The following is a 24,833-nucleotide window of genomic DNA, read 5'->3' as shown; positions in this document are numbered from 1 at the left end:
ACCGTCGAATCCCGGGTGAACTACCTTTGATCCATGGCGGTCGAGTCCCCATCTCACGCACGTTCAAGTGCTCCCACAGATCCCGACGTCGCGGTGCAGCGATCGCACCGGGCGGAGGCGGATCGTCGTTCGGCTGATCTGCTCGAGCGGATCCGCCACCCCCGCGGATTCGGCAGCCAGGCGCCGCGGATCGCGGGACTCGTCGTCGGGATCATGGCGACCATCGCGTTGCTGTCGAGCATCTTCCCGTTCTTCCGTCACTGGATTCACGTTCCGCGCGACTACGTGGACGACTTCATCATGTCGATGCCGGACACGAGCTTCGCGTGGTCGTTCGTGTTGGCCCTCGTCGCCATCGCACTGACGGCGCGCAAGCGCATCGCGTGGTGGATCTGCGTCATCTACCTGCTGCTGTTCATGGCGGGCAACGCGGTGCTGTTGTGGCAGCCGGTCGCCGACGACTTCGACGTCGACGACGCCGAGCGCATGAACATCGTGATCGGTCTCGGTATCGACCTCATCGCGCTGATCTTCCTGCTCGTCACGTATCGGCAGTTCTACACGAGGGTTCGACGTGGCGCCCTACTGCGCGCGCTCGTGGTGCTGGTGGTCGGACTTGTCGTGGCAACCGGCATCGGGTTCGCGCTGGTGTGGCTGTTCCCGGGCAGTCTGGAACGCTCCGAGCGTCTGCCCTACGCGTTCAACCGGGTCGTTGCGTTCGCCGCGATCGACCAGCGGACTTTCGACGGCCATCACGCGTATCCGCCGGTCAATGGCGCACTGGGTCTGTTCGGTGCGCTCGCGCTGATCGTCGCGGCGTCGGTGCTCTTCCGATCGCAGCGGCTCAAGTCGCTGATGACGGCGACCGACGAACGACTGATCCGGGCGCTGATCACGCGATTCAACGACGACGACTCGTTGGCCTACTTCTCGACGCGACGCGACAAAGCGGTTGTCTTCTCGCGCGACGGTCGCGCGGCGATCACCTACCGTGTCGAACTGGGTGTGGGTCTTGTGGGTGGCGATCCGATCGGCGACCCAGAGTCGTGGCCGGACGCGATCGCCGAATTCCTGGTGCTCTGCGAGCGCTACGGGTGGCATCCCGCGGCGATGGGTTCGAGTGAGCGAGGCGCGGCAGCATTCGATGCCGCGGGGTTCACCTCGCTGAACATCGGCGACGAGGCGATCCTGCACACGCGCCAGTACACGATCAGCGGGCCGACCATGAAGGGCGTGCGCCAGGCGGTGACACGAACGCGCCGCGCAGGCGTCACCACCCGCATCCGCAGGCACCGCGACATTCCGCCGACCGAGATGGCCGACGTGATCGCGCGGGCCGACGCCTGGCGCGACACCGAGGAGGAGCGCGGCTTCGCGATGGCGCTCTCGCGAATCGGCGATCCCGCAGACGGTGACTGCCTGCTTGTGGAGGCGGTCCTGAACGAGGGACAGCCCGACGAGAAGGTCGTCGGGATGCTGTCATTCGTTCCGTGGGGTAAGCGCGGGGTCTCGCTCGATCTGATGCGCCGCGATCGCAGCGGCATCAACGGCGTCGTGGAGACAATGGTCAGCGACCTGTGCCGCGACTCGGAGAACTTCGGGATCACCGACATCTCGCTGAACTTCGCCACCTTCCGCGCCGTGTTCGAGAAGGGGCAGGAGATCGGCGCGGGCCCTGTCATGCGTGCGAGCTACGCCGTGCTGATGTTCGGCTCCAAGTTCTTTCAGATGGAGTCGCTCTACCGGTCCAACGCCAAATACCTTCCCGACTGGCAGCCTCGCTTCCTCTGCTTCGAGGACACCCGAATCCTCGCGCGAGCGGGGCTGGCGGCTGTCGTCACCGAGGGCTTCGTCAGGCTGCCAAGGTTCGGCCGCAAGCAGCAGTACACCGCGGGACAGCCGTCGATTCCCGCCGGCATCGATGTCGACGCGTTGATCGCTGAACTCGACGCCGAGGCGGAGGCCCAGAACGCCGTCGCAGCCCACCGTCCGGAGCAGGTCCGGGTGCGACTTGCCAAGCTGGACAGGATGATCGACGACGGCGTCGACCCATATCCACCCGCCGATCCGCCGTCGCACTCGATCGCGGAGGCCATCGCGGCGCCTGCAGGTACGCCGGTGTCGATCGCCGGGCGCATCACGCGACTGCGCGACTTCGGCAAGGTGGTCTTTGCCGACGTCCATGACTGGTCCGGGCAGGTGCAGATCCTAGTCGAAGTGTCGCGACTCGATTCCGGCTCAAGGGATTTCGCGTCCGACGTCGACCTCGGTGATCTGGTCGAGGTTCACGGTGACATGGGTACGAGCCGCAAGGGTGAGGTATCGGTGCTTGTGGATCGCTGGGCGATGATCGGAAAGTCGCTGCGTCCGCTACCCGACAAGTGGGCGGGCCTGACAGACCCGGAAGCCCGTGTGCGGCAACGCTACGTCGACCTCGCGATCAATCCACGTTCGCGACAGTTGCTTGCCACGCGGAGCGTCGTCGTCAAGTCGCTGCGTGACTTCCTCTCTGCCCGTGGCTATCTCGAAGTCGAAACCCCGATACTGCAGCAGATCCACGGTGGCGCGAACGCGACCCCGTTCACGACCCACATCAACGCCTACAACCTCGACCTCTACCTGCGCATCGCACCGGAGCTGTACCTCAAGCGGTTGTGCGTCGGCGGCGTGGAGAAGGTGTTCGAGATCGGCAGGAACTTCCGCAACGAAGGCGTCGACTTCAGTCACAATCCGGAGTTCACGAGCCTGGAAGCCTATGAGGCGCACAGTGATTACCTGAAGATGCTCGATCTCACGCGGGAGATGATCCAGTTCGCGGCCACCGCCGCCTACGGTGAGCCGGTGATCGTGCGCTACGACGACGAGGGTAACGAGCAGCGCATCGACATCTCCGGGCAGTGGCCGGTGAAGACCGTCTACGGGGTGGTGTCGGAGGGCGCTGATGAGGAGATCACGCCGGAGACGTCGGTGGAACATCTCCGCGAGGTCTGCAGGCGCCTCGACATCGCGTTCCGTCCGGACTGGGACGCGGGCGCGATAGTGCAGGAACTCTACGAGCATCTCGGTGAGGACCGCACCACTTTCCCGACGTTCTACACCGATTTCCCGACGTCGGTCTCGCCGCTCACGCGCGCTCATCGGAGCGAGCCGGGAGTGGCCGAGCGGTGGGATCTGGTGGCGTGGGGCGTCGAACTCGGTACCGCGTACACGGAGCTGACCGATCCGGTGGAGCAGCGTAAAAGGCTTACCGCGCAATCGGTTCTGGCTGCCGACGGCGATCCGGAGGCGATGGAACTCGATGAGGACTTCCTGCAGGCACTCGAATACGCGATGCCGCCGACCGGCGGTCTCGGCGTCGGCGTCGACCGTGTGGTCATGTTGATCACGGGTCAGTCGATTCGCGAATCGCTGGCATTTCCGCTGGCCAAACCGCAGGAGAGCTGAGTGGTGGCCGACGGTCGTCGCGAGGTCGATCGGCCGCCACCCGGGCAGATCGTCGACGTCGATGGCCAGCACATCCACGTCGTCGACGAGGGTGTCGGGCGCCCACTGCTGCTGATGGCTGCGATGGGGAGTAACTGGTTCGATCTCGACCATCTCGCCGCACGACTCGTCGAGCGTGGTTGGCGGGTGATTCGATTCGATCGCCCTGGATATGGCCTGTCCGAACAACTTCCGCGAGGTCGTGTGCTGACCCTGGCGCTCGAGGTCTCGTGGATGACGGGCGTCCTCGATGCGCTGCGGATCGCGGAGCCTGTGACGATCGTCGGACATTCGGTTGCCTCGCTGTATGTCGAGGCTTTCGCGCGAGTCCATCCGTCGCGCACTGCGGCGGTTGCGATGCTCGACGGCTCGTATGTACTCCTGCCGTGGCGGGTGGTACCGCTCGGTGTGCGAATCGACAACGCGCACAAGATGATCGACACGGCGAGAGGAGTCACGGAGCGGTTTCGCCTTCCGCGGCGCGGATTCTCGCGAGTACGGACTGTGGTGCTACCCAGGCCCCCGGAGGGGTTCTACGATCACGAGCACTACTGGGCAGCGAGGGTCTTCGGTAACTGGCCGATGCTGCTCGCCACGATGGTGGAGAACGCGGCCTTCCCGGCGATCAACGCGTCGCTGCGTCGCATGCGCAAGAGCCATCCGATGCCCCGGGTTCCGGTGATCGTGGTCGCCGCGCTTTCCGGGCCGAAGGCGTGGCAGAGCTTCTGGCTGTGGAAGCAGGCCCGCTACGCGCGCATGCTCGGTGGTCGGCTGGTGCCGATCGTCTCGCGCCATTTCGTCGTGTTGGAGGTTCCCGACGAGATCGCGGACGCGATCGATCAGTTGCGCTGATCGAGAGCGCGCTTCTTACCGCCCGGTAACCTGAGGTACCCATGACCGCGCGTCACACCTATGCTGTACGTCATGGCAGAGCTGACTTTCACTCCCACGGCCGACCTCGTCGACGAGATCGGTGCAGACGTCCGTAGTTGCGATCTCCAGTTCACCCAGTACGGCGGGGTCCGTGAGTTCGTCGGAACCGTGACGACGGTCCGCTGCTTTCAGGACAACGCCCTGCTCAAGTCGATCCTCGGGGAGTCGAACCCCGGCGGTGTGCTGGTGATCGACGGTGATGCCTCGGTGCACACGGCGTTGGTCGGCGACATCATCGCGGAGCTGGGCCGGTCGAACGGCTGGGTCGGGATCATCGCGAACGGCGCGATTCGCGACGCCAAGACCATCGGTGGAATGGAGATCGGCGTGAAGGCGCTCGGCACCAATCCCCGCAAATCCACCAAGACCGGAGCAGGTGAGCGCGACGTACCGCTGACGCTGGGTGGAGTCACCTTCACGCCGGGCGACACCGTGTACTCCGACGACGACGGCATCGTCCTCGTCGCACCCTGACCTTCCGACTTCTCGACTCTCGACCACTTCCCACGCAGCAGGAGGCTCCGATGCCCAAGCCAACCCCCGACTACTTCGAACGACTCGGCGCATTGGTAGCGATCGACAACGCTGCCGCACGCCCGACCCGATCCATCCTCGAAGCGTTCAGCGGCGTCGAGATGGCGACCATCCCGGTTGCCACCGCCGAGGATCTCGAGACCGCGGTGTCGCGGGCGCGTGCCGCTCAGCAGGGGTGGGCCAAGCAGTCGCCCGCAGAGCGCGCGAAGGTGCTCAAGAAGTTCTCCGAGTTGGTGTTCGCCAACGCGGCGTCGTTGATGGATATCGCGCAGGCCGAGACGGGCAAGGCTCGTTCGTACGCGCAGGAAGAGGTTGTCGACGTCGCGCTGACTGCGCGGTACTACGCGACGCACGGCCCCAAGATGCTCGCCGAGCGCAAGGTGCAGGGCATGCTGCCCGGTGCCACCAAGGTGCGGGTGCGGTATCAGCCCAAGGGCGTCGTCGGAGTGATCAGCCCGTGGAATTACCCACTCACACTTGCGGTTTCGGATGCGGTCGCCGCCCTGCTCGCGGGCAACGGCGTGGTGATCAAGCCCGACAGCCAAACCCCCTACTGTTCGCTCGCGCTGGCTGAGCTGTTGTACGAGGCCGGTCTGCCGCCCGCGCTCTTCGCGGTGGTCCCGGGTCCGGGAAGTGTTGTGGGACAGGCCATCATGGCCACCTGCGACTACGTGATGTTCACCGGATCGTCGGAGACCGGAGCCTCGCTCGCCGAGCAGGCGGGGCGTCGACTCATCGGTTTCTCCGCGGAACTCGGCGGCAAGAACCCGATGATCGTGACCGCCAACGCCAAGATCGACCACGCCGTCGAAGGTGCTGCGCGAGCGTGCTATTCGAACTCCGGCCAGTTGTGCATCTCGATCGAGCGGCTGTACGTCGACAAGGCTATCGCCGAGGAGTTCACCGAGAAGTTCGGCACGTTTGTCCGCAACATGAAGCTCGGGGCCAACTACGACTTCAACGTCGACATGGGGTCGCTGGCTTCGGCCGCACAGGTCGAGACGGCCGAAGCGCACGTCGACGACGCCGTGTCGAAGGGGGCAACGGTGGTCGCCGGCGGCAAGCGTCGCGCCGACCTCGGCCCCTTCTTCTTCGAGCCGACCGTGTTGTCGGGCGTGACCGACGAGATGACCTGCTTCCGCAACGAGACATTCGGCCCGGTCGTGTCGGTGTATCCGGTCGACTCCACAGACGAAGCGATCAAGCTGGCCAACGACACCGACTACGGTCTCAACGCGAGCGTCTTCGCTGGCAGCAGCGACGAGGCGCAGGCGATCGCGGAGCAGTTGCGCGCCGGCACCGTCAACATCAACGAGGGCTACGCGGCAGCGTGGGCGTCGACCGCAGCGCCGATGGGCGGCATGGGCATCTCAGGTGTCGGCCGACGCCACGGCGAAGAGGGGCTGCTCAAGTACACCGAGCCGCAGACGATCGCCGAGCAGCGCTTCATCGGCATCGACAAGGCACCCGGAGTTCCGAAGAGTGTCTACCGCGCGGTCACCCCGCTCGCGGTGCGGTCGCTGAAGTTCCTGCCGGGACGGTAGAGGTCGGGATCTCCCGCCAAGGGCGATTCGTCGGGTTCTCGATCCCCGGACGCGTGTGAGCCGTTACGGTTGGCCCATGTCGCCGCAGCGCAGCGTACTCAAAACCGGTGTGATCTCGTGTGTCGTCGCAGCCGGTATCGCGGGAACCGTGGCAGGTGCCCCGTCAGCGAAGGCCACGCCCGGCCTTGCGGTCAGTTCGATCGCGACCGGGCTGAGCCACCCCTGGGATATCGTCACCGCACCAGACGGCACGGCTCTCGTGACCGAGCGTGCCGGCCGTTTCGTGGCCATCAGGCCGGGACAGGCGCCGAAGGCTGTCCGGGCCGATTTGAGCGCGCTCTGGGTGCACCGCGAAGCCGGACTCATGGGTCTCGCGGTTGATCCGGGATTCGCGCAGAATCGTCGAATCTATTCATGTCAGGCCGAGAAGGCAGGCACCGAATCGTCGGTCGCGCAGGGCGCCAAGATTCCGCAAGGTGTCGGAAGCGTGCCGCTGCCGTGGCCGAACACCGGGCAGCAGGTCACGGTCGCCTCGTGGCGGGTGTCGCAGGACTGGTCGAGCATGCAGCGGGAGCGAACGGTGCTGGCAGGTATCCCGTTGAACGCGGGCGGCAGACACGCGGGATGCGGGTTGGCCGCGGCGTCGGACGGGACTCTGTGGATCGGCACCGGCGACAACGCGACGGCTGGGTACCCGCAGAGTCGACAGTCGTTGGGCGGCAAGGTCTTACACGTCAAAGCCGCAACAGGCAGGCCCGCTGCCGGCAACCCCGACCCCGCGAGCCCGATCGCGACGCTCGGCCACCGCAACGTGCAGGGCATCGCGGTGCAACCGGGCAGCGGACGGGTCTACTCGATCGAGCAGGGCACCAGCGTCGACGACGAGCTCAACCTCATCCGGCCCGGCGCCAACTACGGTTACCGGCCCGACCGCGCACCAGTGATCTACGACGAATCGGTGCCGATGACCGACCCCACGCGGGTACCGGGTGCGGTCGGTCCGATCTGGAAGTCGGGTAACCCGACGATCGCAACGCCCGCACTGCAGTTCTTGCCGAGCAGCGGCTGGGGCGACTGGAACGGGGCAGTCGTCATCGCGGCGCAGAAGGCCGAGAAGTTGGTTGTGGTGAAGCTCGACGACAGCGGAACGCGGGTCGTCCACGTCGACGAGGCTTTGTCGGATCGGTATGGGCGACTGCGTGCCCTGGCGGTCGACAGGGACGGCTCGCTTCTCGTCGGAACGGACACCGGAACCGATCAGATCCTACGAATCCGACCAGGAGCCTGATTCATGTGTGACCCGGTGATGTGTGACGACAGCGATGAGTGACGGCAGCTATGTGTGACGGCAGCTATGTGTGACGACGACGTGGTGCGGCATGCGCACGAGGAAGCCAGGCGGTTCAGTCGTCGGACCGCGTTGCAGATGACCGCTGCGGCCGGCGCCGCGGCGGTCGGGGTCGGTATTGCGTCGCGACCTGCGCGCGCCTCGGCTCAGCCCGGTGCGACGCGAGTCGTCGACCTCACCCATCGACTGGGACCGGGCTTCCCGATGTGGCCCGGTAACCCGCCGGTGGTCAGCGTGCAGACGTCCCGAGTCGGGCCCGGCAACTCGGGCTTCGCCACCAGGTGGATGTCGTTCGCCGAGCACTCGGGGACCCACGTCGACGCCCCGGCGCACAAGATCGCAGGCGGGCGAACGGTCGACGCGATACCGGCGCGCGACCTCGTGGTGCCGCTGGTGGTGATCAGTATCGCGGCCGCTGCGCGCGGAAATCGGCGGGCGGTCCTGACAGAACGCGACGTCGAAGGGTACGAACGCGTTCACGGTCGCATTCCGGCGCGTGCCTTGGTGGCGCTGCATTCCGGGTGGCAACCCGCGACAGGCGGAGCCGACGCGCCAGGGTTTGATCCCGCCGCGGCGCAGATGTTGGTGACCGAACGGGGGGTGTCGGCGCTGGGGACCGACACCTTGAGCGTCGACATCAAGGGCGGCGTCGGCGCGCACACAGCGATTCTCGGTGCCGGGCGGTACGCGGTGGAGGCGTTGGCCAACCTGACGGACGTTCCGCCCGCGGGTGCGCGCGTCGTCGTGGGAGCGCCTCGGTTCGCGGGCGGAACGGGTGGTCCGGCGAGGGTGCTCGCACTCGTCGACTGACGGACGCCCGCGTTCACAGACTTCTCCCAGCGAGGGTCCAGGGTCGCGGTAGCGGGGTCTCGGATTCTGGTAGACGAACCCAACCGAGACTTCTGCCTCACACCGAGATTCTGGAGGAATGATGACCGCAGTTCTGGAGCGGCGCGACGTATCGCCGCCCGCCGACGATTCACCACCGACGCCCAGGCGTCGCCGATTGGCCGGGCGTCCGGTGTGGTGGAGTCCGTTCGCGCTTGCAGGACTCCTCGTGGCGACCGCGGTGCTCTACCTGTGGAATCTCTCCGCCAGCGGATACGGCAACACCTTCTACGCGGCGGCCGCGTGGGCGGGCTCGCAGAGCTGGAAGGCGTGGTTCTTCGGAGCACTCGACCCGTCGAATTTCATCACCGTCGACAAGCCCCCGGCGTCGCTGTGGGTGACCGGACTCTCGGTGCGCATCTTCGGCATGAACAGTTGGGCCGTGTTGGTGCCGCAGGCGCTGATGGGCGTCGCGGCGGTGGCGCTGATGTACGCGACGATGCGTCGAGTGATCACCGATCCGAGGCAGGGGACCGCCGCGGGACTGATCGCTGGCGCGGTGCTCGCCTTCACCCCTGCGGCCGCGTTGATGTTCCGCTTCAACAACCCCGACGCACTGCTGGTGCTCTTGATGGTTGCCGCGGGGTACTGCCTGGCACGGGCGATCGCGACGAACTCCGGCCGGTGGCTGGCGCTGGTGGGTGTCGCGCTCGGCTTCGCCTTCCTGACGAAGATGCTGCAGGGCCTGTTGGTGCTGCCTGCATTCGGGCTCGCCTACCTGCTGTTCGCAAACAACGGTTGGCTCAAGCGAATTGGGCAACTCATCGTCGCGGCTGTGGCTCTCGTTGTGTCGGCCGGATGGTTCGTGGTGGCGACGATTCTGACGTCCGCCAGCTCACGTCCCTACATCGGCGGCTCGACGAACAACACGTTCATGGACCTCGTCTGGGGCTATAACGGCGTCGGACGCATCAGCGGCGGTTCGGGCGGAGGCCCTGGCGGCGGTGGCGGCGGCGCAGGAGGTTCCTTCGGCGGATCGACGGGCCTGAGTCGACTCTTCAGCTCGGAGATGGGCAACGAGATCTCATGGTTGCTCCCTGTCGCGCTCTTCGCCATCGCCTTCTGCGTGTACCTGATGATCCGCAGCTTCCCGATCTTCAACTATCGCAACGGTATTCATCGCACTGAGGCGGGCGCGGTTGTCGCCTGGGGTGGCTGGCTCCTGGTCACCGCGATGATCTTCAGCTACATGAGCGGCATCATCCACCCCTACTACACGGTGGCTCTGGCGCCTGCTGTTGCCGCGATGGTTGCGCTCGGTGGGGTGTTCGCGTGGCGACGTCGCGCCAACTGGGACGGACGAATTGCGTTGAGCGCCATGATCGGTCTCGCCGCAGGGTGGTCGATCGTCCTGCTCAACCGCAACGAGTGGGGTCCGGTCTGGTGCCGGTGGATCATCGGCGTCGTGGCCGTGCTCGCCGTGATCGGTGTGCTCGTGGGAGGTGCGCTCGGACTGAAGAAGCTGTTCGTGGCCTCCGTCATCGCGGGAGCGATCGCGGGATTCGCAGGGGCAGCGGCATTCTCGATCGCCACTGCCGCGACGGCACACCACGGGTCGATCCCGACGGCCGTGCAGACGAACGGCGTCCAGGGCGGCATGGGCGGACCGGGCGGGGGCGGTCCGAGCGGCTCGCGAGGCGGCAGCGCACAGAACGGCGCCGCACAGAACGGCGCCGCACAGAACGGCACCGCGCAGTCGAGTTCGGGACAGCCGGGAATGGGTCAGCCTCCCAACGGAACCCAGTCGAACGGCGGAACCCAGTCGAACGGCGGAACCCAGTCGAACGGCGGAACTCAGTCGCGCAGCGGAACCCAGAGCACGCGCTCGTTCGGTGGCGGCATGGGTATGGGCGGTCCGGGCGGCGAGTCGTCGACCAATGCCGAACTGGTGAAGCTGCTGCAGAGCACCAACAGCACCTGGGCGGCGGCGACCAACGGCTCGCAGTCGGCGGCGAACATCGAGATTGCGACGGGTAAGTCGGTCATGGCGATCGGCGGATGGAGTGGCGATCCCGCACCGACGCTCGACGAGTTCAAGCAGTACGTGAAGGAAGGCAAGATCGCGTACTACATCGGCGGCGGTCAGGGTGGTCCCGGAGGCAACTCTGCGATCTCCACCTGGGTGGCCCAGAACTTCACTGCCACCACGGTCGGAGGCACCACGGTCTACAAGCTGACGTGACGCACCACTAGTTGACGTAGGGTCAGAGCACCATCGGCGGCCCACCTTTCGCGCCGAGCGCGGGGGTGGGTCGCCGACGTCGTCAGACGGTACGCACGCGCACCAGGCCGTATCCGACCGCACAGTATCCGACCGAGCATCTGGAGAGCCATGATCGAGAAGATCACCGAGTTCAGCCGAGACGGATGGACCTTCGACGTCGTCGATTCCGGTCCGATACCCGGTGCGGCGTCGGACATTCCGGTGATCCTGCTGCACGGCTTTCCGGAACGCGCATCGTGTTGGGAGGACGTGACACCGCTACTCAATGAGCGCGGACTGCGTACCGTTGCACCCGATCAGCGTGGCTATTCGCCCGCCGCGCGACCACAGTCGGTGCGCGACTATCGAATCAGCGAACTCGTCGACGACGTCATTGCCTTGGCGGACGCGCTCGACGCGCCGCGCTTCCACCTCGTCGGACACGACTGGGGCGCGGCAGTGTCGTATTCGGTTGCGGCCCGTCACCCCGATCGGGTTGCCACGTTGACGACGTTGGCCGTTCCGCACACCGGTGCCTTCTTGCGCTCGATGCCCCGCGGACAGGCGCTGAAATCGTGGTACATGGGGTTCTTCCAACTGCCGAAGGTGCCCGAGCGGGTCATTGCGTATGGCGCGAAGCACGGCGGTGGGCGACTCGAGATGTATCCCGGCTTCTCCGAACGACTCTCACGCGAGATCGTCGACTACGGTGCGCTCACCGGAGGGATCAACTGGTATCGCGCCATGCGGTTCTCGTCGATCGGTTCGCTCGCGAACGACAAGGTGCGGGTGCCCACCACCTACCTCTACGGCGACAAGGACCACTTCTTGAGTAAGGCGGGTGCGCGCGCGTGCTCTGAATTCATCGACGCCCCATACGAATTCGTGGTCTTGCAGGGCGTCGACCATTGGATGCCGCAGCGCGCGCCCGAGGCGATCGCCGATGCGATCACCGCGCGGGCGGAGTCGTTGTCGGACTGAGAAGCTGACTGACTGAGAAGCTGCCGGACTGAGGAATGGCTGCCGGGCCGAGAGGCTACCGGCGGGCTGAAGAGCTACTGGTGGTGCCGTCGCCAACGCAGCACGATCAGCAACGCGACGGCGAGTGCCGCAAGGGCACCGGTGATCGCGCCGAACGCGATGGGCATCGCCGGATTGGCCGCGGGAACCTCGGTCCGTCCCGATCTGATGCGCGCGAAACCTGCTCTCGCGGCGTCGGATTCGGCGACGGGGTCGGTGGCTGTCGGTGCCGCGGGTGCTGGGGTCGTCGGCGCAGGTGCCGGTGCAGCGGTTGGCGGGGGTGTGGTTGGCGCAGACGTGGTTGTCGTCGCAGCCTCCTGAAGGCCCGTCGGCTCTGAAACCGGGGCCGATGGCGCCTCTGCCTCGAACAATGTCGGTTCGTCTGCAGCGGGAGGAGTGGTCGGGGGAGTGCTCTTCGGGGGAGCCTTCTTCTCCGCGGCCTTGGTCGGAGGAGCCTTCTTCGCGGCGTTCTTTGCCGCCGACGGCGTCGTGGCACTCTTCGTCGGAGCGCTCTTCTTTGCTGCGGTGGTCTTCTTCGCTGCGGTGGTCTTCTTCGCCGCGGCAGTCTTCTTGGCAGGCGCGCTCTTCTTCGCGGCAGGTGCCTTCTTGGCGGGCGGGGACTTCTTCGCCGCGGGGGACTTCTCGGTCGGGGACTCCTGCGTTGAAGACGCCTCAGCGGGAGACTTTTCAGCAGGCGACTTCGCAGCGGCAGACGTGTGTGGGGGCACAGCCTTCTTGGCGGCGTCGTTCGTCTCGGCGGCGGGCTTGCGCGACGCGTCGTCGGACGGTGTCTCGCCGGAAGTCGGGTCTGTCATGTCGGGACGCCCCTGGGGTCGGTCTGGATGGTCCTCATCGTAGGGTCAAAGTGCGGTGTCGCTACGTGCGGACGCCGAGTCGGGCCATGATGTCGGCGTCGATCGCGCTCAACTCGTTCTCGACCGCCCTGTGTGCGGTCTTGCGCTGCTGCGGCGGCATCGATTCGGCGGCCTCGACGGCGATGGCGAGATTGTCGAGGCGAGCGGTCATGGCTTCGACGAACTGCTTGGTATCCGACGACGTGTCCTGCGCCGACACCTTCTGCAGCGACGTGCGGAGCGAGTCGATACGAGCCAGCAGGGGTGCGCCGCTGCCCGAGTACTTGACCAACTGCGCCGGCGACACGCCGATGCGCTTGGCCTGGAGTTCGGTGATCTTGCCGCGACCTGCGACTGCGACGCGGTAGATCACGGGCACTGCGATGGGCGCGACCAGGCGTGCGACGGTGAGGAATCGCTTGACGCTTGCGGGGCTGAACGGCTTGGCGTCGGCAGTGGCTTTAGCTTTCGCGGCAACGGTTTTCGCCTCGGCCTTCGCGACCTTCTGAGCCGCCTTTGCCTCGGCCTTCAAGGTCTTGCGCTGCGCCTTGAGTTCTTTCTCGACGATCTTCGTGCGCGACTTGTGTAACTCCTTGGACGCCCTGCGCCTGTCCTTCGCAGCCAGCTTCGCGTCGAGCTTCGCCTTGGCTTTGAGGGCCTTGGCTTCTGCGCGTCGTTGAGCACGAGTCTTACCGTCGGACGAGAACAATCCCATGCGGGCACCTTTCCCTGCGCCAGTTTGCTACAAGCATTGCATAGGCTCGATACAGACCGATCACATCCTTCACACCGGCGGTGCGATCGACAGCCCAGATGTCTGATGAGCCGGTGAGAATCGAGGTGGGGTGTGGCCGCGGCCGTGTTGCATCCACGCGACCTGGCGGGATGCGAGCATCGGGTCGCCCTGGATTTCAGCCATCCCGACCTCGTCCGCGACCGGGCAGACACCCCTGAGGCGGCCCGTCGCAAAGAGTCTGCGCAGCTGCGACGTGAACGCATCCGCGACTTCCTGCTAGGACTCCACAGCGGCGAACCGTCGAACACGTTTGTCGTCGTCGACGACGGCCCGCACGCGCAGCGCGTTGCCGCCACCCGAGAGGCATGCTCGTCGGGTGCGCGGTGGATCTGGAATGCCACGCTGCCGACCGACCGTGTACACGGCAGACGAGGGCATTCAGAGCTCCTGCTGCGCGTCGGCGAGCCCGACGACGCGGCGTCGGGCTACATCCCGATCATTGTGGTGAACCATCGCGTGACGTATCCGGCGAAGAACCCGCGTCTGCACACCGGCGAGGTACCGACCCTCGTCACCAGTCCGCTGTGGGGGTGGATTCCGGCGCCCGACCCGTTCCGCTCGCCCCGAAGCAACCGCCGCGACCAGCTACGACTGGCACACCTGACGCAGATGCTCCTCGACGAGGGGCTCTCGCCCGACGTCGAAGAAGACGAGTTGCGCGCAGGGGTCATCGGACTCGACGCCGACTGCATCGTCGTGCACAGGGTCGGGACGTCGCTTCCCGAATATCGCGAGGTCTTCGATCGCAGGCAGCACGTCGCGGCGGGAGATATCGCGACGACGCCGCGTCGGATCGGTGAGTGTCGCGGGTGTCCGTGGTGGGGGCGCTGCGGCCCTGAGCTGGAGGAACGTCGAGATGTCAGCCTCGTCGCCAACGGCAACCAGGGCGACGCATTGCGCGCGGTAGGGATCACGACGATCGATCAACTCGCCCGCTACGACGGCGACCCGCCCGCAGACTGGCCCGCCAACCAGAGCTTCGACGACGCGGTCATCTGCGCGATTGCGTGGCTCGCCGACATTCCACTCGTCCGTCGAGTCGAGGAGCCGACCGTGGCCCGAGCCGACGTCGAGGTGGACGTCGACATGGAGAGCTTCGGAGAGGACGGCGCGTATCTGTGGGGCACCCTGCTCACGGACAACACCGATCCCGCTCGAGACGTCGTCTATCGCGGCTTCGCCACCTGGACGCCGCTGCCGACGGCCGACGAGGGACGGGCGTTTGCCGAGTTCTGGACGTGGCTGATGGCCGAGCGCGCCGACGCCCACGCAGCGGGCAAGACCTTCGCCGCGTACTGCTACTCGCAGCAGGCCGAGAACAGGTGGTTACGCGCGTCTGCCGATCGGTTCGGCGATGAGCCCGGCATGCCGACGCGGGCCGAGGTCGAGCAGTTCATCGCGTCGGACGAGTGGGTCGACATCTTCGAGGCGGTGGGACGCAACTTTGTCGCACCGAACGGCAAGGGGCTCAAACGTGTTGCGCCCGTTGCTGGTTTCGGGTGGCGCGATGCGGAAGCCGGGGGAGAGGCCTCGATGGACTGGTACCGGCGGGCGGTCGGGATCGGTGGCGTCGACGTCGACCTGAGTCAGCGTGACCGACTGCTCGAATACAACGAAGACGACGTGCTCGCCACCAAGGTCCTACGCGAGTGGATGGACGGCTCGGCGGTCGGTGAAGGAGACGGCTCGGCCGTCGGTGAGCTCCCGTTTGCCGACGACCTTCTCGCTTTCCGACGCTCAGGCGCGAGTCGAGCGGAGAGCGTCGAGGAACGAACCGCTTCCGAGTAGCGCGACGGCGCCGAGAAGTAGCAGTGCACCCGGCGCGATGTCGGCGACGAACCCCGTGAAGCTGCTCAGGCTGACGCCACCCGACTTCGCGGGCGCAGCGGCCGGTGGTGCCTGCGCGGCGGCCGCGGCGGAGCCGCTGCCATTGTTCGACGGCGCACCGCCCTGCTGTGTGCCCGAGCTGCTGCCCGCCTGCGAACTGTTCGACGACGATCCGCCGCCGGTCGAGGGACTCTGGGGCTGCGCGGGCGCTGCCGGTGGTGCTGCGGCAGGCGGCGCGACCAGTGGGACCGCGAACGCGGCCGCGGGCGGTTGCGCGGCCGGCCCGGGCGCGCTGTGGTTGGGACCGAGATTCGACGGTCCCGGATTCGACTGTCCAGGGCCCGCGGGTGGGTTGGGCGGTGGATTGCCCCCCTGACCTGCGCCGGCGTGGGTCGTGGTGGTTGTCGAGGGTGTGGTACCGGGCTCGGTTGTGGTGCCCGGGGTCGTCGTGGTGCCGGTGTCAGTCGTGGTGCCGGTGTCAGTCGTGGAGCCGGGGGTTGACGGCGTTGTGGGCCCGCGCTCGGTCGTCGACGGATTCTCGCCGGTCGAGGTCTCACCGCCCGAAGGGTCGACCGGGGTCGGTGGCGTCGGTGAAGTCGGGGTGTGGGTGTGATGGTGGCCCGAACCGTGCCCCCCGCCGCTGTGATCACCGCCGCCGTGCCCCCCGCCGCCGTAGTCACCGCCGTGGTGCGAGCTGGAGTGGTCGGAACCGCCGTTTCCGGACCCCGAGTCGTCGGGTTCGTCGGCCCAACCGATGCCGCTGCCGATGGACAAGAGAAGGACGGCAGACAGTGCGAGAATCACTGCAGGGATGCGCGACCGCTTCGGGCGGCGGTTGCTGCTGACGCGATGCGCCATACTGCGCTCCTGTCCGTTTTCTGTCGTGAACGGCCGAGTAAACGGTACCCTGGTCCGCATTACCCTTGATCCTGTAATCAGATCGAGATGAAATGTTCACCCGCGGGGAGGTGTTCGTGATCAAACTATGAATAATGCCACAAGGCCGTAAGGTGTTGGCGTTATGGCTGGTTGCCAGCTCGCACGTGGGGGAACGCTGTGCGTCTAGCATGCCCATCGTTGCATTGGGGATGCGTGTCGGGCTTTAATGTTTGCAAGTTCAAATGTCGGCTTTCGGAGAGTTGAATGACTTCACAAGGGACGGATAACCCCATGGGTGACGCCGGTAGGGGTGGGTCCGACGAACGCTCCACGTCCGTCGATCCGGGTTTGTTTGCTCGACGGCTCGAAGAGCTGTTTCGTACGGTCCCAGGACCAAACGGACGCGCGTACAGCGCCAAAGCGATCGCGGCTCGCAGTACGGAGCGCGGATTCAGGCTGGGTGAGTCCTACCTCAGTCAGCTTCGCTCGGGTAAGGCCAAGTCGCCGTCGTTCAGGACGGTCGAGGGAATCGCTGCGGCTTTCGGGGTAGATGTCCACTACTTCCTGGAAGATCGCGCAGCGCAGCGTACGCGCGACGAGATTGATCTGATGCGGCTGCAGGCCGACACCGACGTCCAGCTTGCAGCATTCCGGTTGGCCGGACTGTCGAGCGATTCGGTGACCGTGGTCAACGAGCTGATCAAGGTGCTGCGCGAGCAGCAGGGGCTGCCCAAGGACCCGCCCGACGTCGTAGCTGCCGGTCTCACTGAAGACGAGGTCGACGCCATCGAGGCGCGCCTGCGCGTCGTCGGTTTGTCCAACGACGACTGATACTGCAGGCCCCGCGACACCGTGACGTCGAACAAGTCGGTCGATGAGGGTTCGCGCCGCAGCCAGCGGTCGCTGTGGGCGCTTGTTCGTCGGTCACTCGACGGCCTCGACCTCGACCTACCGCTCGACGTCGTCCAGCTCTGCGAGCGGTACGGCGAGCGGCGTGGACGTCCGATCCGGCCACTGCCGTACGCGCTGCCCGCGGGGATGCCCAATGGTGTCTGGTTGGCGGCCAAAGATGCCGACTACTTCTTCTATCAGGAGAACACGTCGCAGTTGCACAGAGATCAGATCATCGTGCACGAGTTCGGTCATCTCATCGCAGGTCACCAGATGCTCGGCGAGGCATCGCTGACAGGCCCACCGGCGGCTTCCGGAGACGAATCCGACGCCGCGCTGCGTCGAACGTGCTACTCCGACGACCGCGAGTGGGAAGCCGAGACGCTGGCTTCTATGATTCTGACGTGGGCACAGTCGGCGGGCAACAGCGTCGGGACAACGGCCGACAACAAAGAAGTGCGGGGCCTACAGCGGCTCCTCGGGGGTCATAAAGGCTGGCTGTGAGGTGACTTCAGATGACCGACATCATCAATCTGGGCGCGCTCGTCGCCTTCGTGCTTGCGCTGTGTTGGCGTCTGGACAAGATCAGGCGCGGTAGCGGGGGCCTTCAGGCCATCGCGATGACGGTGGCGATCTCCGCGCTGACGTTGGCCTTCGTGGTCAGCACCAGAACGAGCGCGCACTACCTCGACGAGCACGTCTATGTGGGCAGTTCGCGCTGGCTGTACTACGCGTTGCTCGCACTCGGCGTGGCGGCGTTGGTCATCGTGTTCTTCTTTCCCACCGCTCGTGCCACTCGCGAGCGGCGTGCCGGTCACGAGGCCTTCCCGCTGGTCGTCGCATTGATCGGTCTGCAGGTTGCGCTGGTGTTCACCCCGGACTCGCTGCGGACGTCGTCGGTCAGCGAGTGGAGCTTCAAGAACTGGGGATTTGCGCTCTTCTACATCATCGCCAGCGCGTATCTCGCGTACGGATTCGGTGCGTGCGTGCGCAGTGTGTTCAAGTTCTATCGCGTGTCGGAGGGGTACCTGCGGTTCTCGCTCGGCCTGCTCCTCGCGGGCTTCGGCTTGCTCGCTTTTGCGTCGGTCCTGCAGGTCCTCGCGGTGCTCGGAAGTGCGAGCGGCCTCATCGGCGCGGTCAATTCGCTGATCGCGGTGCGAACCCTCGACATCGTCGGCATCGTCGCATTTCTCGTGGGCATCAGCTTTCCGATGCTGCACTCGCGGTGGACCGAGCTGGCCGCACGACGTCGCCATCGGCGTGCCGCCGCCGCCCTCGAACCGTTGTGGAGCCTCCTGACGAGCGCAATCCCCGAGGTGGTGCTCCCGGAGGCGGGCAGATCGCCGACACAACGCCTGCACCGTGAGGTCGTCGAGATCAGGGACTCACTGACACAGTTGAGCCCGCTGGTCCCCGAGGAGTTCGACGACGTCGACGACGAGGTGAAGGTCGCGATGCTGCGCGACGCCGTCGAGGCCTACCGCGACGAAGGCGGAGCGTCGGGGCCGGTGCGCCCGATGGTCCCCGCAGACGGCACGGGACTCGACGCCGAGGCCGCACCCCTCATCCGACTGTCACGGTTCGTGGTCGAGGATTCTGCGCGCGAGGATCCCGATGCGGCCGAGGACGTTGACGCGTACGTCGATCCCGGCCACGAGGTGCCGACGACCATGCGCGGGGTCCAGGCTCGCGACTGACCCCGCGCAGGGCGGCCATCTAGCTCAGCGGGGCGCCATGCGCAGTGCGCCGTCCATCCTGATGGTCTCGCCGTTGAGGTAGTTGTGCTCGACGATGAACTCCGCGAGCTGTGCGTACTCCGCTGGTTCGCCGAGGCGGTGCGGGAACGGAATGGCCTCGGCCAGCGTCTTCTGGAACTCGGGGGTGATGCCCGCGAGCATCGGCGTGCTGATCGTTCCCGGAGCGATCGTGCAGACGCGAATCCCGACGCGTGCGAGGTCGCGCGCGGCCGAGATCGTCATTGCGTGAACGCCACCCTTCGACGCCGCATAGGCGATCTGACCGATCTGGCCTTCGAATGCTGCCACCGACGCGGTGTTCACGATGACGCCGCGCGTTCCGTCGTCGTCAACGGTCGATTCGTCCTTCATCTGATTGGCAGCGAGCCGCATGACATTGAACGTGCCGACGAGGTTGATATCGATGATCTTGCGGAAGAGATCCAGATCGTGCGGACCCTCCTTGGTCAGGATGCGCGACGCCCAACCGACTCCCGCGCAGTTGACCGCAACACGTAGTGGCGCGCCGGCCTCGGCGATGGTGTCAATGGCCGCCTGCACCTGTGCTTCGTCGGTGACGTCGGTGGGGATGAGGGTGATGCCATCGGTCGGCTCGGCCTTGTCGATCGACGGCTGTAGATCAAGGTCGAAGACCTGCACACCCGCGGCGGCGAACCGCGCGGCGGTCGCGGCTCCGAGTCCGGATGCGGCGCCGGTGACGAGTACAGAAGAGCCGGAGATGTCCATCGGGAGAGCCTTTCGTTCGGTAGCTGGTCTGCCTCACCATAAATGGTGGACTCAGCACAGAAAGTAGGAATCCCTACCAAAACCGACCGATCGCTCGGTAAACTACCGGCTCTGCGGGATCACTGCTGGTCAGACGCATGTCCGCTATGAGCGGGCTCGGCGGCGGGTGCCGTTGCGGCCAGTGCTGCCGCGCGGTGGACCCGATGGATGTAGTACGACCCGACACCGGCGAGGACCACCACCGCCGACAGTGTCGCGATGACCGTGACCGACGACGAGTCGCGCAGACCCTCGAACAGCAACCACGCTGCGAACGCGAAGAAGAGCACGGACGCGCCGATCGCGATGGTCCGCTCGGGTAGGTGCTTGCCGAGGAGAGCGCCGATGGCGATGGCCAGGGCGTCGGCGGCGACCATGCCGATCGTCGAACCGATCCACACGCCGAGCCAGTTGCTGTGCGCTGAGAGCGTGATGGTGGCGAGCATCGTCTTGTCGCCGAGCTCGGCGAGGAAGAACGACGACATCACCGCGAAGAACACCGACTTGCCGACGCGGTCGGCCTTGCCCTGCTCGGCGTCGTCGAGGCTGTCGCCGCGAAGCGTCCATAGGCCGAAGATCAACATCGCGATGCCCGCGACGATGGACATGACATTCGACGGGATCGACAAACCGAGGAAATGGCCGAAGAAGACGGAAACAGCGTGGACCGCGGTCGTGGCCACGGTGATCGCGAGCAGAACGATCCACCACTTGTAACGCAACGCGTAGGTCATGGCCATCAGCTGCGACTTGTCGCCGAGCTCGGCGACAAAGATCACGCCGAAGCTCAACAGGAGGGCAGCAATCACGATGTCGAGGTTAGCCAGACCTCACACGCGATTGCAACAGATCGCAAACCCATATTCGTGCAGGTAGGGGGCACAAAAATCGAAGTTCGGGCACCCGTGAAACGAGGCTTCGGACACTCTCAGGCGACGAGGAGCATGGCCAGGACGGCGGTGTCGGGGTCGGCGTTGGGGTCGATTCCGACCTTGTTGCGCAGGTTGACCACCGTGCCGTCGGCTTCTGCTTCTGCCCACCCGGCGCGGTGCTCGAGACCGAGTTCCGGCAATCCGGGAAGCAACACACACCCGGACGCGACGTCGGCGCATTCGGGAAGCGACGGACGGGTGCGCGACGGTGGATGAAGCATCACCAATGCGGGTGGATTGCTGTCGAAGCGGCCGGCTTCGACGAAGCTGTCGTCGACGACGTTCCCGATCGCCACCATCATGCCGACGGCGGGTTCGTCGAGGTCATTGGGATGTTCTTCGACGACGCAGAAGATCGTCGTAGTCGGTAGGAAGCCGGGGCGGCACGCGATCCGCACCGAGGCGACGAGGGTCTGGGTCCACTCGAGTGTCGATTCCGGCCAGCGTCCGGAGATGAGGATTCCGTTGAGATGCCCGTGTTGTTGAACCGGTGTGAGCCCGATCGGGACAGAGGACTGCATGTTCTGACCTCCCTGTTCGTGAGATGAGAATCCACCCGTTGCGGGTCGTCGTCCAGTCGAAGCGCCGTGTTGTGACGCTTCGTTTACACGGTGTAACGACAGGTGCGGCCCTGGCGTGGTCGGGGTCACCAGGCACTATGGATACGTGCACTCACCGTCCGAAATGCCCGGCGTGAAGACTCGCGGCGCATTGCGTCCGCTCGAGATCGCCTGGATCGCGATCTTCGGTGGACTCGCTGTCGCCGCGGTCGTCATCGGATCGGTCATCCCGCTGGCCAGTGCTGTTCGTGTGCTCGCGCCTGTTCCGCTCGCGCTGATCGGGGCGCGTACGCGGCCCCGTGCGATGGTTGCGGCGACCGTTTCGACCGCGGCCGTGAGCTTCGCGATGGCCGGGACCAGGGCCGCCACGTCACTGCTGGCCGCTGCGGTCGTCGGAGGTGTCGTCGGCGAGATCAAACGTCGTGGTCGTGGATGGCCGACGCTATTGGGGGTGTCGGCGATCGCGGCTCCTCTGATCGGTGGGGTGTCGGTTGTGGTGCTGCTCATCCTGGTGCCGCTGCGCGAGCTGGTGATCAAAGCGACGACGAACACCATCGGTGGACTCGCCAACTGGATTGAGAAGGTGCCGTCGGCGCAGTCGTTGGCCGACGGCATCAACGGGCTACGCGACAGCATCGAGCAGTACTGGTGGGTGTGGATCTGGGTGATGGGCGCCGCGGGAACCTTCATCACGATGGTGGTGGCCTGGTGGATTCTGGGTGCGGTGATCGATCGGCTCGCCGACATCCCCAGCGAAGACACGCTCGACGACGCCGGTGACGACGATCGGCCGGTGGCGCCGCTGCCCCTCGAGCTCGATCACGTGGGATTCTCCTACCAGCCGGGCGGACCCGAGATCCTCTCCGACATCGACCTCCGGATCGAACCGGGCGAGTTCATCGCCGTCGTCGGAGCAAACGGCTCGGGAAAGTCGACACTGTCGAAGATCCTGGCGGGCAGGCGTCCGACGAGCGGAGCGGTGCACCGACCCGGCGCCGCGGGACTGGGCAGGCACGGCGGCACAGCCATGGTGCTGCAGCGACCCGAGACACAGATGCTCGGCGCGCGCGTCGCCGACGATGTCGTCTGGGGGCTCCCGGAAGGAACCGAGGTCGACGTCGACGGCTTGCTGGCCGAGGTGGGCCTGGCAGGCCTTGGCAACCGCGAGACGTCCGACCTCTCCGGTGGTCAGCAGCAGCGGCTGTCGATCGCGGCTGCTCTCGCTCGAGATCCCGCGCTGCTCATCGCCGACGAGGTGACGTCGATGGTCGACCCTGCCGGTCGCGCCGAACTCCTCGAGGTACTCCGCGACCTTCCGCGCACTCGCGGCATCGCCGTCGTGATGATCACGCACAGGGCGCTGGAGGCCGTCGCGGCGGATCGGGTCGTGCACCTCGTCGCCGGTCGTATCGTGCCGTACCGCCCGGACTGGTTGTCGGAGCTGCACGAGGCCGAGGCGGGGGCCGCCACGAAGTTCGAACTCGACGCGTCGTGGCATGAGGTGTCGAGCGGTGAGGTGGGCTCGGGACCGGAGCCGACGAGCGAACCGGTGCTCTCGCTGAACGGCGTCGGATACACGTATTTGCGCGGATCGCCGTGGGAGGTGGATGCACTCCACGATGTGAACCTGACGGTGCATCGGGGCGAGGGGTTGTTGATCGTCGGCGGAAACGGTTCCGGCAAAACAACTCTCGCGTGGATCATGGCCGGACTCATCGAGCCGACCGAGGGTAGTTGCCTGCTCTACCTCCCGGAACGGCCGGGGCAGGGTGAGCCGGTGAGCAAACACGTCGGCGAGGTCGGGTTGGCCTTCCAACATGCGCGCCTGCAGTTGCAGAAGCAGAACGTCGGCGACGACATCATGGCGGTCGGCGGTCTCAAGATCGGCACGACCGAGGTCGCGCACACGCTCGAATCGGTCGGACTCCCGCGGACGATGGCGATTCGTCGGGTCGACGCACTCAGCGGTGGGCAGATGCGACGCGTCGTGCTGGCCGGATTGATCGCGCGGGCACCGCAGGTGATGATCCTCGACGAACCGCTCGCAGGCCTCGATCCGGTGGCGCGCGACGACGTGGTGGCACTGCTGGCGAAACTGCGCGCCGAGGGTATGACCATCGTGATCATCTCCCACGATTTCGCCTCGCTGGGCCAACTGTGTACCCGACGCGTGCGCCTGGCCGACGGAACGCTGGTGCCCGACGCGGCGCCCGGATACAGCTCGACAGGGCCAGACACGACACAACGGGGGATGCCATGAGCATGCGGACCGTCCCGCTGCGGCAGGTGCCCGGCGACTCTCCGATTCACCGATTGTGGGCGGGCACCAAGCTGATCGGTGTGTTCGTGCTGGGTCTGATGACCGTGGTGCTGCCGACCTGGCCGTCGTTGGGGCTCGTCGCGGGGGTCATGCTCGTCACCGCCATCATCGCCGGAATTCCGGTCGGAGCGCTTCCCCGTCCGCCCTGGTGGTTCTGGGGACTGATCGCCATCGGCGCTGCGGTCAACGCGTCGTTCGGCCTCGAGGCGATCATCCTGTTCCTTCGTGCCACCGCGCTGGGTCTGGTGCTGGTCGCGAGTTCCATCCTGGTCATCTGGACAACCCCGATGGCCGAGGTCGCGCCTGCACTCTCGCGACTGATGTGGCCGTTGCGGAAGCTGAGGATGCCGGTCGACGAGTGGGCCGTGTGCATCGCCCTGTGCCTTCGCGGCCTGCCGCTGCTGATCGAGGAGATCCGATTACTCGTCGCCGTCCACCGCCTGCGGCCGACGTCGGGGCGGTCGGATCACCCGTCCGCCGAGATGGGGATCATGGACATGGTCACAGCGGCGATGTCGTCGGCGCTGCGTCGAAGTTCGGAGATGTCGGAGGCGATCACCGCCCGCGGCGGCACCGGCCGACTCACCGCGACGACCGCCGGCCCGCACCGTCGGGACGTGATCGCTCTCGTGCTGCTGGCCCTGGTCTGCGCCGCCGCGATCACGCTCTCAGCCGTGCTGTAGGCGGGTTTCCGCTGGTCGAGCCCCCCGCTGGTTGAGCGGGCGCGAGCGCAGCGAGCACCCGAGTCGAAACCACTGTCGCGGGGCCAGTTCGACGGCGGTGGTCTCGACAAGCTCGACCAGCGGGGGGGGGGCGCTCGACCGGCCCTCAGTTTTCGCTGGTTGAGCGGGCGCGAGCGCAGCGAGCACCCGAGTCGAAACCACTCTCGTGGGGGAGGCTCGACTGCGGTGGTCTCGACGAGCTCGACCAGCGAGGGAAGCTCGACCAGCGGAAGAGTGCGCTCGACAGGCGGGTGGTCTCGACAAGCTCGACCAGCAGGAGTGCGCGCTCGAGCGGCCCTCAGTTTTCGCTGGTTGAGCGGGCGCGAGCGCAGCGAGCACCCGAGTCGAAACCACTCTCGTGGGGGCGGCTCGACTGTGGTGGTCTCGACGAGCTCGACCAGCGGGAGGGCGCGCTCGACCGGTGTGGTGGTCTCGACAAGCTCGACCAGCGAGGGAAGCTCGACCAGCGAGGGAAGCTCGACCAGCGAGGGAAGCTCGACCAGCGGAAGGGCGCGCTCGCCCAGCGGGGTGGTCTCGACGAGCTCGACCAGCGGAAGGGCGCGCTCGACCAGCGAGG

At 66.2% G+C, this 24,833-nt stretch carries 20 protein-coding genes; 14 read left to right on the top strand and 6 right to left on the bottom strand.

The window, feature by feature from the left end; all coding sequences use genetic code 11:
* The first annotated feature begins 33 nt into the window (after positions 1 to 33).
* The 8 genes from lysX to A5766_RS11005 all read left to right on the top strand — a co-directional run bounded on the left by lysX (position 34) and on the right by A5766_RS11005 (position 11,914).
* On the top strand, positions 34 to 3,444 hold the full coding sequence (gene lysX / locus A5766_RS11040) for a bifunctional lysylphosphatidylglycerol synthetase/lysine--tRNA ligase LysX (protein WP_156527442.1): 3,411 nt from the start codon (positions 34 to 36) through the stop codon (positions 3,442 to 3,444).
* A complete protein-coding gene (locus A5766_RS11035; RefSeq protein ID WP_064904738.1) occupies positions 3,445 to 4,335 on the top strand; it encodes an alpha/beta fold hydrolase in 891 nt (296 codons plus the stop codon). It begins immediately after the preceding gene.
* A 60-nt stretch (positions 4,336 to 4,395) separates the two neighbouring features.
* Complete coding sequence (gene rraA / locus A5766_RS11030) at positions 4,396 to 4,890, top strand: ribonuclease E activity regulator RraA (protein ID WP_005206102.1); 495 nt, start codon at positions 4,396 to 4,398, stop codon at positions 4,888 to 4,890.
* Positions 4,887 to 6,494, top strand: a complete 1,608-nt coding sequence (locus A5766_RS11025; RefSeq protein ID WP_269449447.1) for a succinic semialdehyde dehydrogenase — start codon at positions 4,887 to 4,889, stop codon at positions 6,492 to 6,494. Before rraA ends, A5766_RS11025 begins: the two co-directional genes overlap by 4 nt.
* A gap of 76 nt (positions 6,495 to 6,570) precedes the next feature.
* Positions 6,571 to 7,782: a PQQ-dependent sugar dehydrogenase gene (locus tag A5766_RS11020; protein ID WP_005206114.1), complete on the top strand. Its 1,212-nt coding sequence runs from the start codon at positions 6,571 to 6,573 to the stop codon at positions 7,780 to 7,782.
* A gap of 66 nt (positions 7,783 to 7,848) precedes the next feature.
* Positions 7,849 to 8,652 carry a cyclase family protein gene (locus tag A5766_RS11015; protein WP_064904736.1) on the top strand — a complete coding sequence of 268 codons (804 nt, stop codon included), beginning with the start codon at positions 7,849 to 7,851 and terminating at the stop codon, positions 8,650 to 8,652.
* A gap of 121 nt (positions 8,653 to 8,773) precedes the next feature.
* Positions 8,774 to 10,912 carry an ArnT family glycosyltransferase gene (locus tag A5766_RS11010; protein ID WP_039855703.1) on the top strand — a complete coding sequence of 713 codons (2,139 nt, stop codon included), beginning with the start codon at positions 8,774 to 8,776 and terminating at the stop codon, positions 10,910 to 10,912.
* 150 nt (positions 10,913 to 11,062) lie between these two features.
* Complete coding sequence (locus A5766_RS11005; RefSeq protein WP_005206117.1) at positions 11,063 to 11,914, top strand: alpha/beta fold hydrolase; 852 nt, start codon at positions 11,063 to 11,065, stop codon at positions 11,912 to 11,914.
* Positions 11,915 to 11,988: 74 nt separating this feature from the next.
* On the opposite strand, the gene A5766_RS11000 is transcribed toward A5766_RS11005, so the two are convergent.
* A complete protein-coding gene (locus tag A5766_RS11000; RefSeq protein ID WP_064904734.1) occupies positions 11,989 to 12,768 on the bottom strand; it encodes a hypothetical protein in 780 nt (259 codons plus the stop codon).
* 61 nt (positions 12,769 to 12,829) lie between these two features.
* Positions 12,830 to 13,522, bottom strand: a complete 693-nt coding sequence (locus A5766_RS10995) for a DUF6474 family protein (RefSeq protein WP_064904732.1) — start codon at positions 13,520 to 13,522, stop codon at positions 12,830 to 12,832.
* 132 nt (positions 13,523 to 13,654) lie between these two features.
* On the opposite strand from A5766_RS10995, the gene A5766_RS10990 reads away from it, so the two are divergent.
* Positions 13,655 to 15,391, top strand: a complete 1,737-nt coding sequence (locus A5766_RS10990; protein ID WP_064904731.1) for a TM0106 family RecB-like putative nuclease — start codon at positions 13,655 to 13,657, stop codon at positions 15,389 to 15,391.
* Here the strand turns inward: A5766_RS10990 and A5766_RS25305 are convergent.
* The gene (locus tag A5766_RS25305) at positions 15,341 to 16,288 is read right to left on the bottom strand and encodes a hypothetical protein (protein WP_005206121.1); all 948 of its coding nucleotides are present in this window, start codon (positions 16,286 to 16,288) and stop codon (positions 15,341 to 15,343) included. The two genes, A5766_RS10990 and A5766_RS25305, sit on opposite strands and share 51 nt — an antisense overlap.
* Before the next feature lie 312 nt (positions 16,289 to 16,600).
* Here A5766_RS25305 and A5766_RS10980 point away from each other — a divergent pair, with 312 nt between their 5' ends.
* Genes A5766_RS10980 through A5766_RS10970 form a run of 3 tightly spaced genes read left to right on the top strand, consistent with a single transcriptional unit; the run spans position 16,601 to position 18,897 of the window.
* Complete coding sequence (locus tag A5766_RS10980) at positions 16,601 to 17,140, top strand: XRE family transcriptional regulator (protein WP_372495430.1); 540 nt, start codon at positions 16,601 to 16,603, stop codon at positions 17,138 to 17,140.
* 21 nt (positions 17,141 to 17,161) lie between these two features.
* A complete protein-coding gene (locus A5766_RS10975; RefSeq protein WP_005206123.1) occupies positions 17,162 to 17,704 on the top strand; it encodes a hypothetical protein in 543 nt (180 codons plus the stop codon).
* Between the two features lie 11 nt (positions 17,705 to 17,715).
* Positions 17,716 to 18,897: an MAB_1171c family putative transporter gene (locus tag A5766_RS10970; protein ID WP_064904729.1), complete on the top strand. Its 1,182-nt coding sequence runs from the start codon at positions 17,716 to 17,718 to the stop codon at positions 18,895 to 18,897.
* 24 nt (positions 18,898 to 18,921) lie between these two features.
* Here the strand turns inward: A5766_RS10970 and A5766_RS10965 are convergent, their stop codons facing one another.
* The 3 genes from A5766_RS10965 to A5766_RS10955 all read right to left on the bottom strand — a co-directional run bounded on the left by A5766_RS10965 (position 18,922) and on the right by A5766_RS10955 (position 21,175).
* Entirely contained in the window at positions 18,922 to 19,683 is a 762-nt protein-coding gene (locus tag A5766_RS10965) for an SDR family NAD(P)-dependent oxidoreductase (RefSeq protein WP_064904727.1), read from the bottom strand.
* A 119-nt stretch (positions 19,684 to 19,802) separates the two neighbouring features.
* The gene (locus A5766_RS10960; RefSeq protein ID WP_005206126.1) at positions 19,803 to 20,531 is read right to left on the bottom strand and encodes a TMEM165/GDT1 family protein; all 729 of its coding nucleotides are present in this window, start codon (positions 20,529 to 20,531) and stop codon (positions 19,803 to 19,805) included.
* A gap of 119 nt (positions 20,532 to 20,650) precedes the next feature.
* On the bottom strand, positions 20,651 to 21,175 hold the full coding sequence (locus A5766_RS10955) for a hypothetical protein (protein ID WP_064904725.1): 525 nt from the start codon (positions 21,173 to 21,175) through the stop codon (positions 20,651 to 20,653).
* Between the two features lie 163 nt (positions 21,176 to 21,338).
* Here A5766_RS10955 and A5766_RS10950 point away from each other — a divergent pair, with 163 nt between their 5' ends.
* On the top strand, positions 21,339 to 23,474 hold the full coding sequence (locus A5766_RS10950; protein WP_064904756.1) for an ABC transporter ATP-binding protein: 2,136 nt from the start codon (positions 21,339 to 21,341) through the stop codon (positions 23,472 to 23,474).
* Positions 23,471 to 24,217, top strand: a complete 747-nt coding sequence (locus A5766_RS10945) for an energy-coupling factor transporter transmembrane component T family protein (RefSeq protein WP_039855677.1) — start codon at positions 23,471 to 23,473, stop codon at positions 24,215 to 24,217. Before A5766_RS10950 ends, A5766_RS10945 begins: the two co-directional genes overlap by 4 nt.
* The last annotated feature ends 616 nt before the right edge of the window (positions 24,218 to 24,833 follow it).

Source organism: Gordonia sp. 852002-51296_SCH5728562-b (assembly GCF_001665475.1).
Classification (GTDB): Bacteria; Actinomycetota; Actinomycetes; order Mycobacteriales; family Mycobacteriaceae; genus Gordonia; species Gordonia sputi.
Note: the sequence above shows the minus strand (reverse complement) of the source record. Positions and strands in the feature narration are given on the sequence as shown.

What these genes read in the sequence shown, in the direction of transcription:
- A5766_RS10945 (WP_039855677.1), top strand. Translation starts at nt 23,471, where the DNA reads ATGAGCATGCGGACCGTCCCGCTGCGGCAGGTGCCCGGCGACTCTCCG.
- A5766_RS11015 (WP_064904736.1), top strand. Translation starts at nt 7,849, where the DNA reads ATGTGTGACGACGACGTGGTGCGGCATGCGCACGAGGAAGCCAGGCGG.
- A5766_RS10955 (WP_064904725.1), bottom strand. Translation starts at nt 21,175, where the DNA reads ATGCAGTCCTCTGTCCCGATCGGGCTCACACCGGTTCAACAACACGGG.
- A5766_RS10970 (WP_064904729.1), top strand. Translation starts at nt 17,716, where the DNA reads ATGACCGACATCATCAATCTGGGCGCGCTCGTCGCCTTCGTGCTTGCG.
- A5766_RS11000 (WP_064904734.1), bottom strand. Translation starts at nt 12,768, where the DNA reads ATGACAGACCCGACTTCCGGCGAGACACCGTCCGACGACGCGTCGCGC.
- A5766_RS10980 (WP_372495430.1), top strand. Translation starts at nt 16,601, where the DNA reads ATGGGTGACGCCGGTAGGGGTGGGTCCGACGAACGCTCCACGTCCGTC.
- A5766_RS25305 (WP_005206121.1), bottom strand. Translation starts at nt 16,288, where the DNA reads ATGGCGCATCGCGTCAGCAGCAACCGCCGCCCGAAGCGGTCGCGCATC.
- A5766_RS10950 (WP_064904756.1), top strand. Translation starts at nt 21,339, where the DNA reads ATGCCCGGCGTGAAGACTCGCGGCGCATTGCGTCCGCTCGAGATCGCC.
- rraA (WP_005206102.1), top strand. Translation starts at nt 4,396, where the DNA reads ATGCTGTACGTCATGGCAGAGCTGACTTTCACTCCCACGGCCGACCTC.
- A5766_RS10995 (WP_064904732.1), bottom strand. Translation starts at nt 13,522, where the DNA reads ATGGGATTGTTCTCGTCCGACGGTAAGACTCGTGCTCAACGACGCGCA.
- A5766_RS10965 (WP_064904727.1), bottom strand. Translation starts at nt 19,683, where the DNA reads ATGGACATCTCCGGCTCTTCTGTACTCGTCACCGGCGCCGCATCCGGA.
- A5766_RS11005 (WP_005206117.1), top strand. Translation starts at nt 11,063, where the DNA reads ATGATCGAGAAGATCACCGAGTTCAGCCGAGACGGATGGACCTTCGAC.
- lysX (WP_156527442.1), top strand. Translation starts at nt 34, where the DNA reads ATGGCGGTCGAGTCCCCATCTCACGCACGTTCAAGTGCTCCCACAGAT.
- A5766_RS11010 (WP_039855703.1), top strand. Translation starts at nt 8,774, where the DNA reads ATGACCGCAGTTCTGGAGCGGCGCGACGTATCGCCGCCCGCCGACGAT.
- A5766_RS11020 (WP_005206114.1), top strand. Translation starts at nt 6,571, where the DNA reads ATGTCGCCGCAGCGCAGCGTACTCAAAACCGGTGTGATCTCGTGTGTC.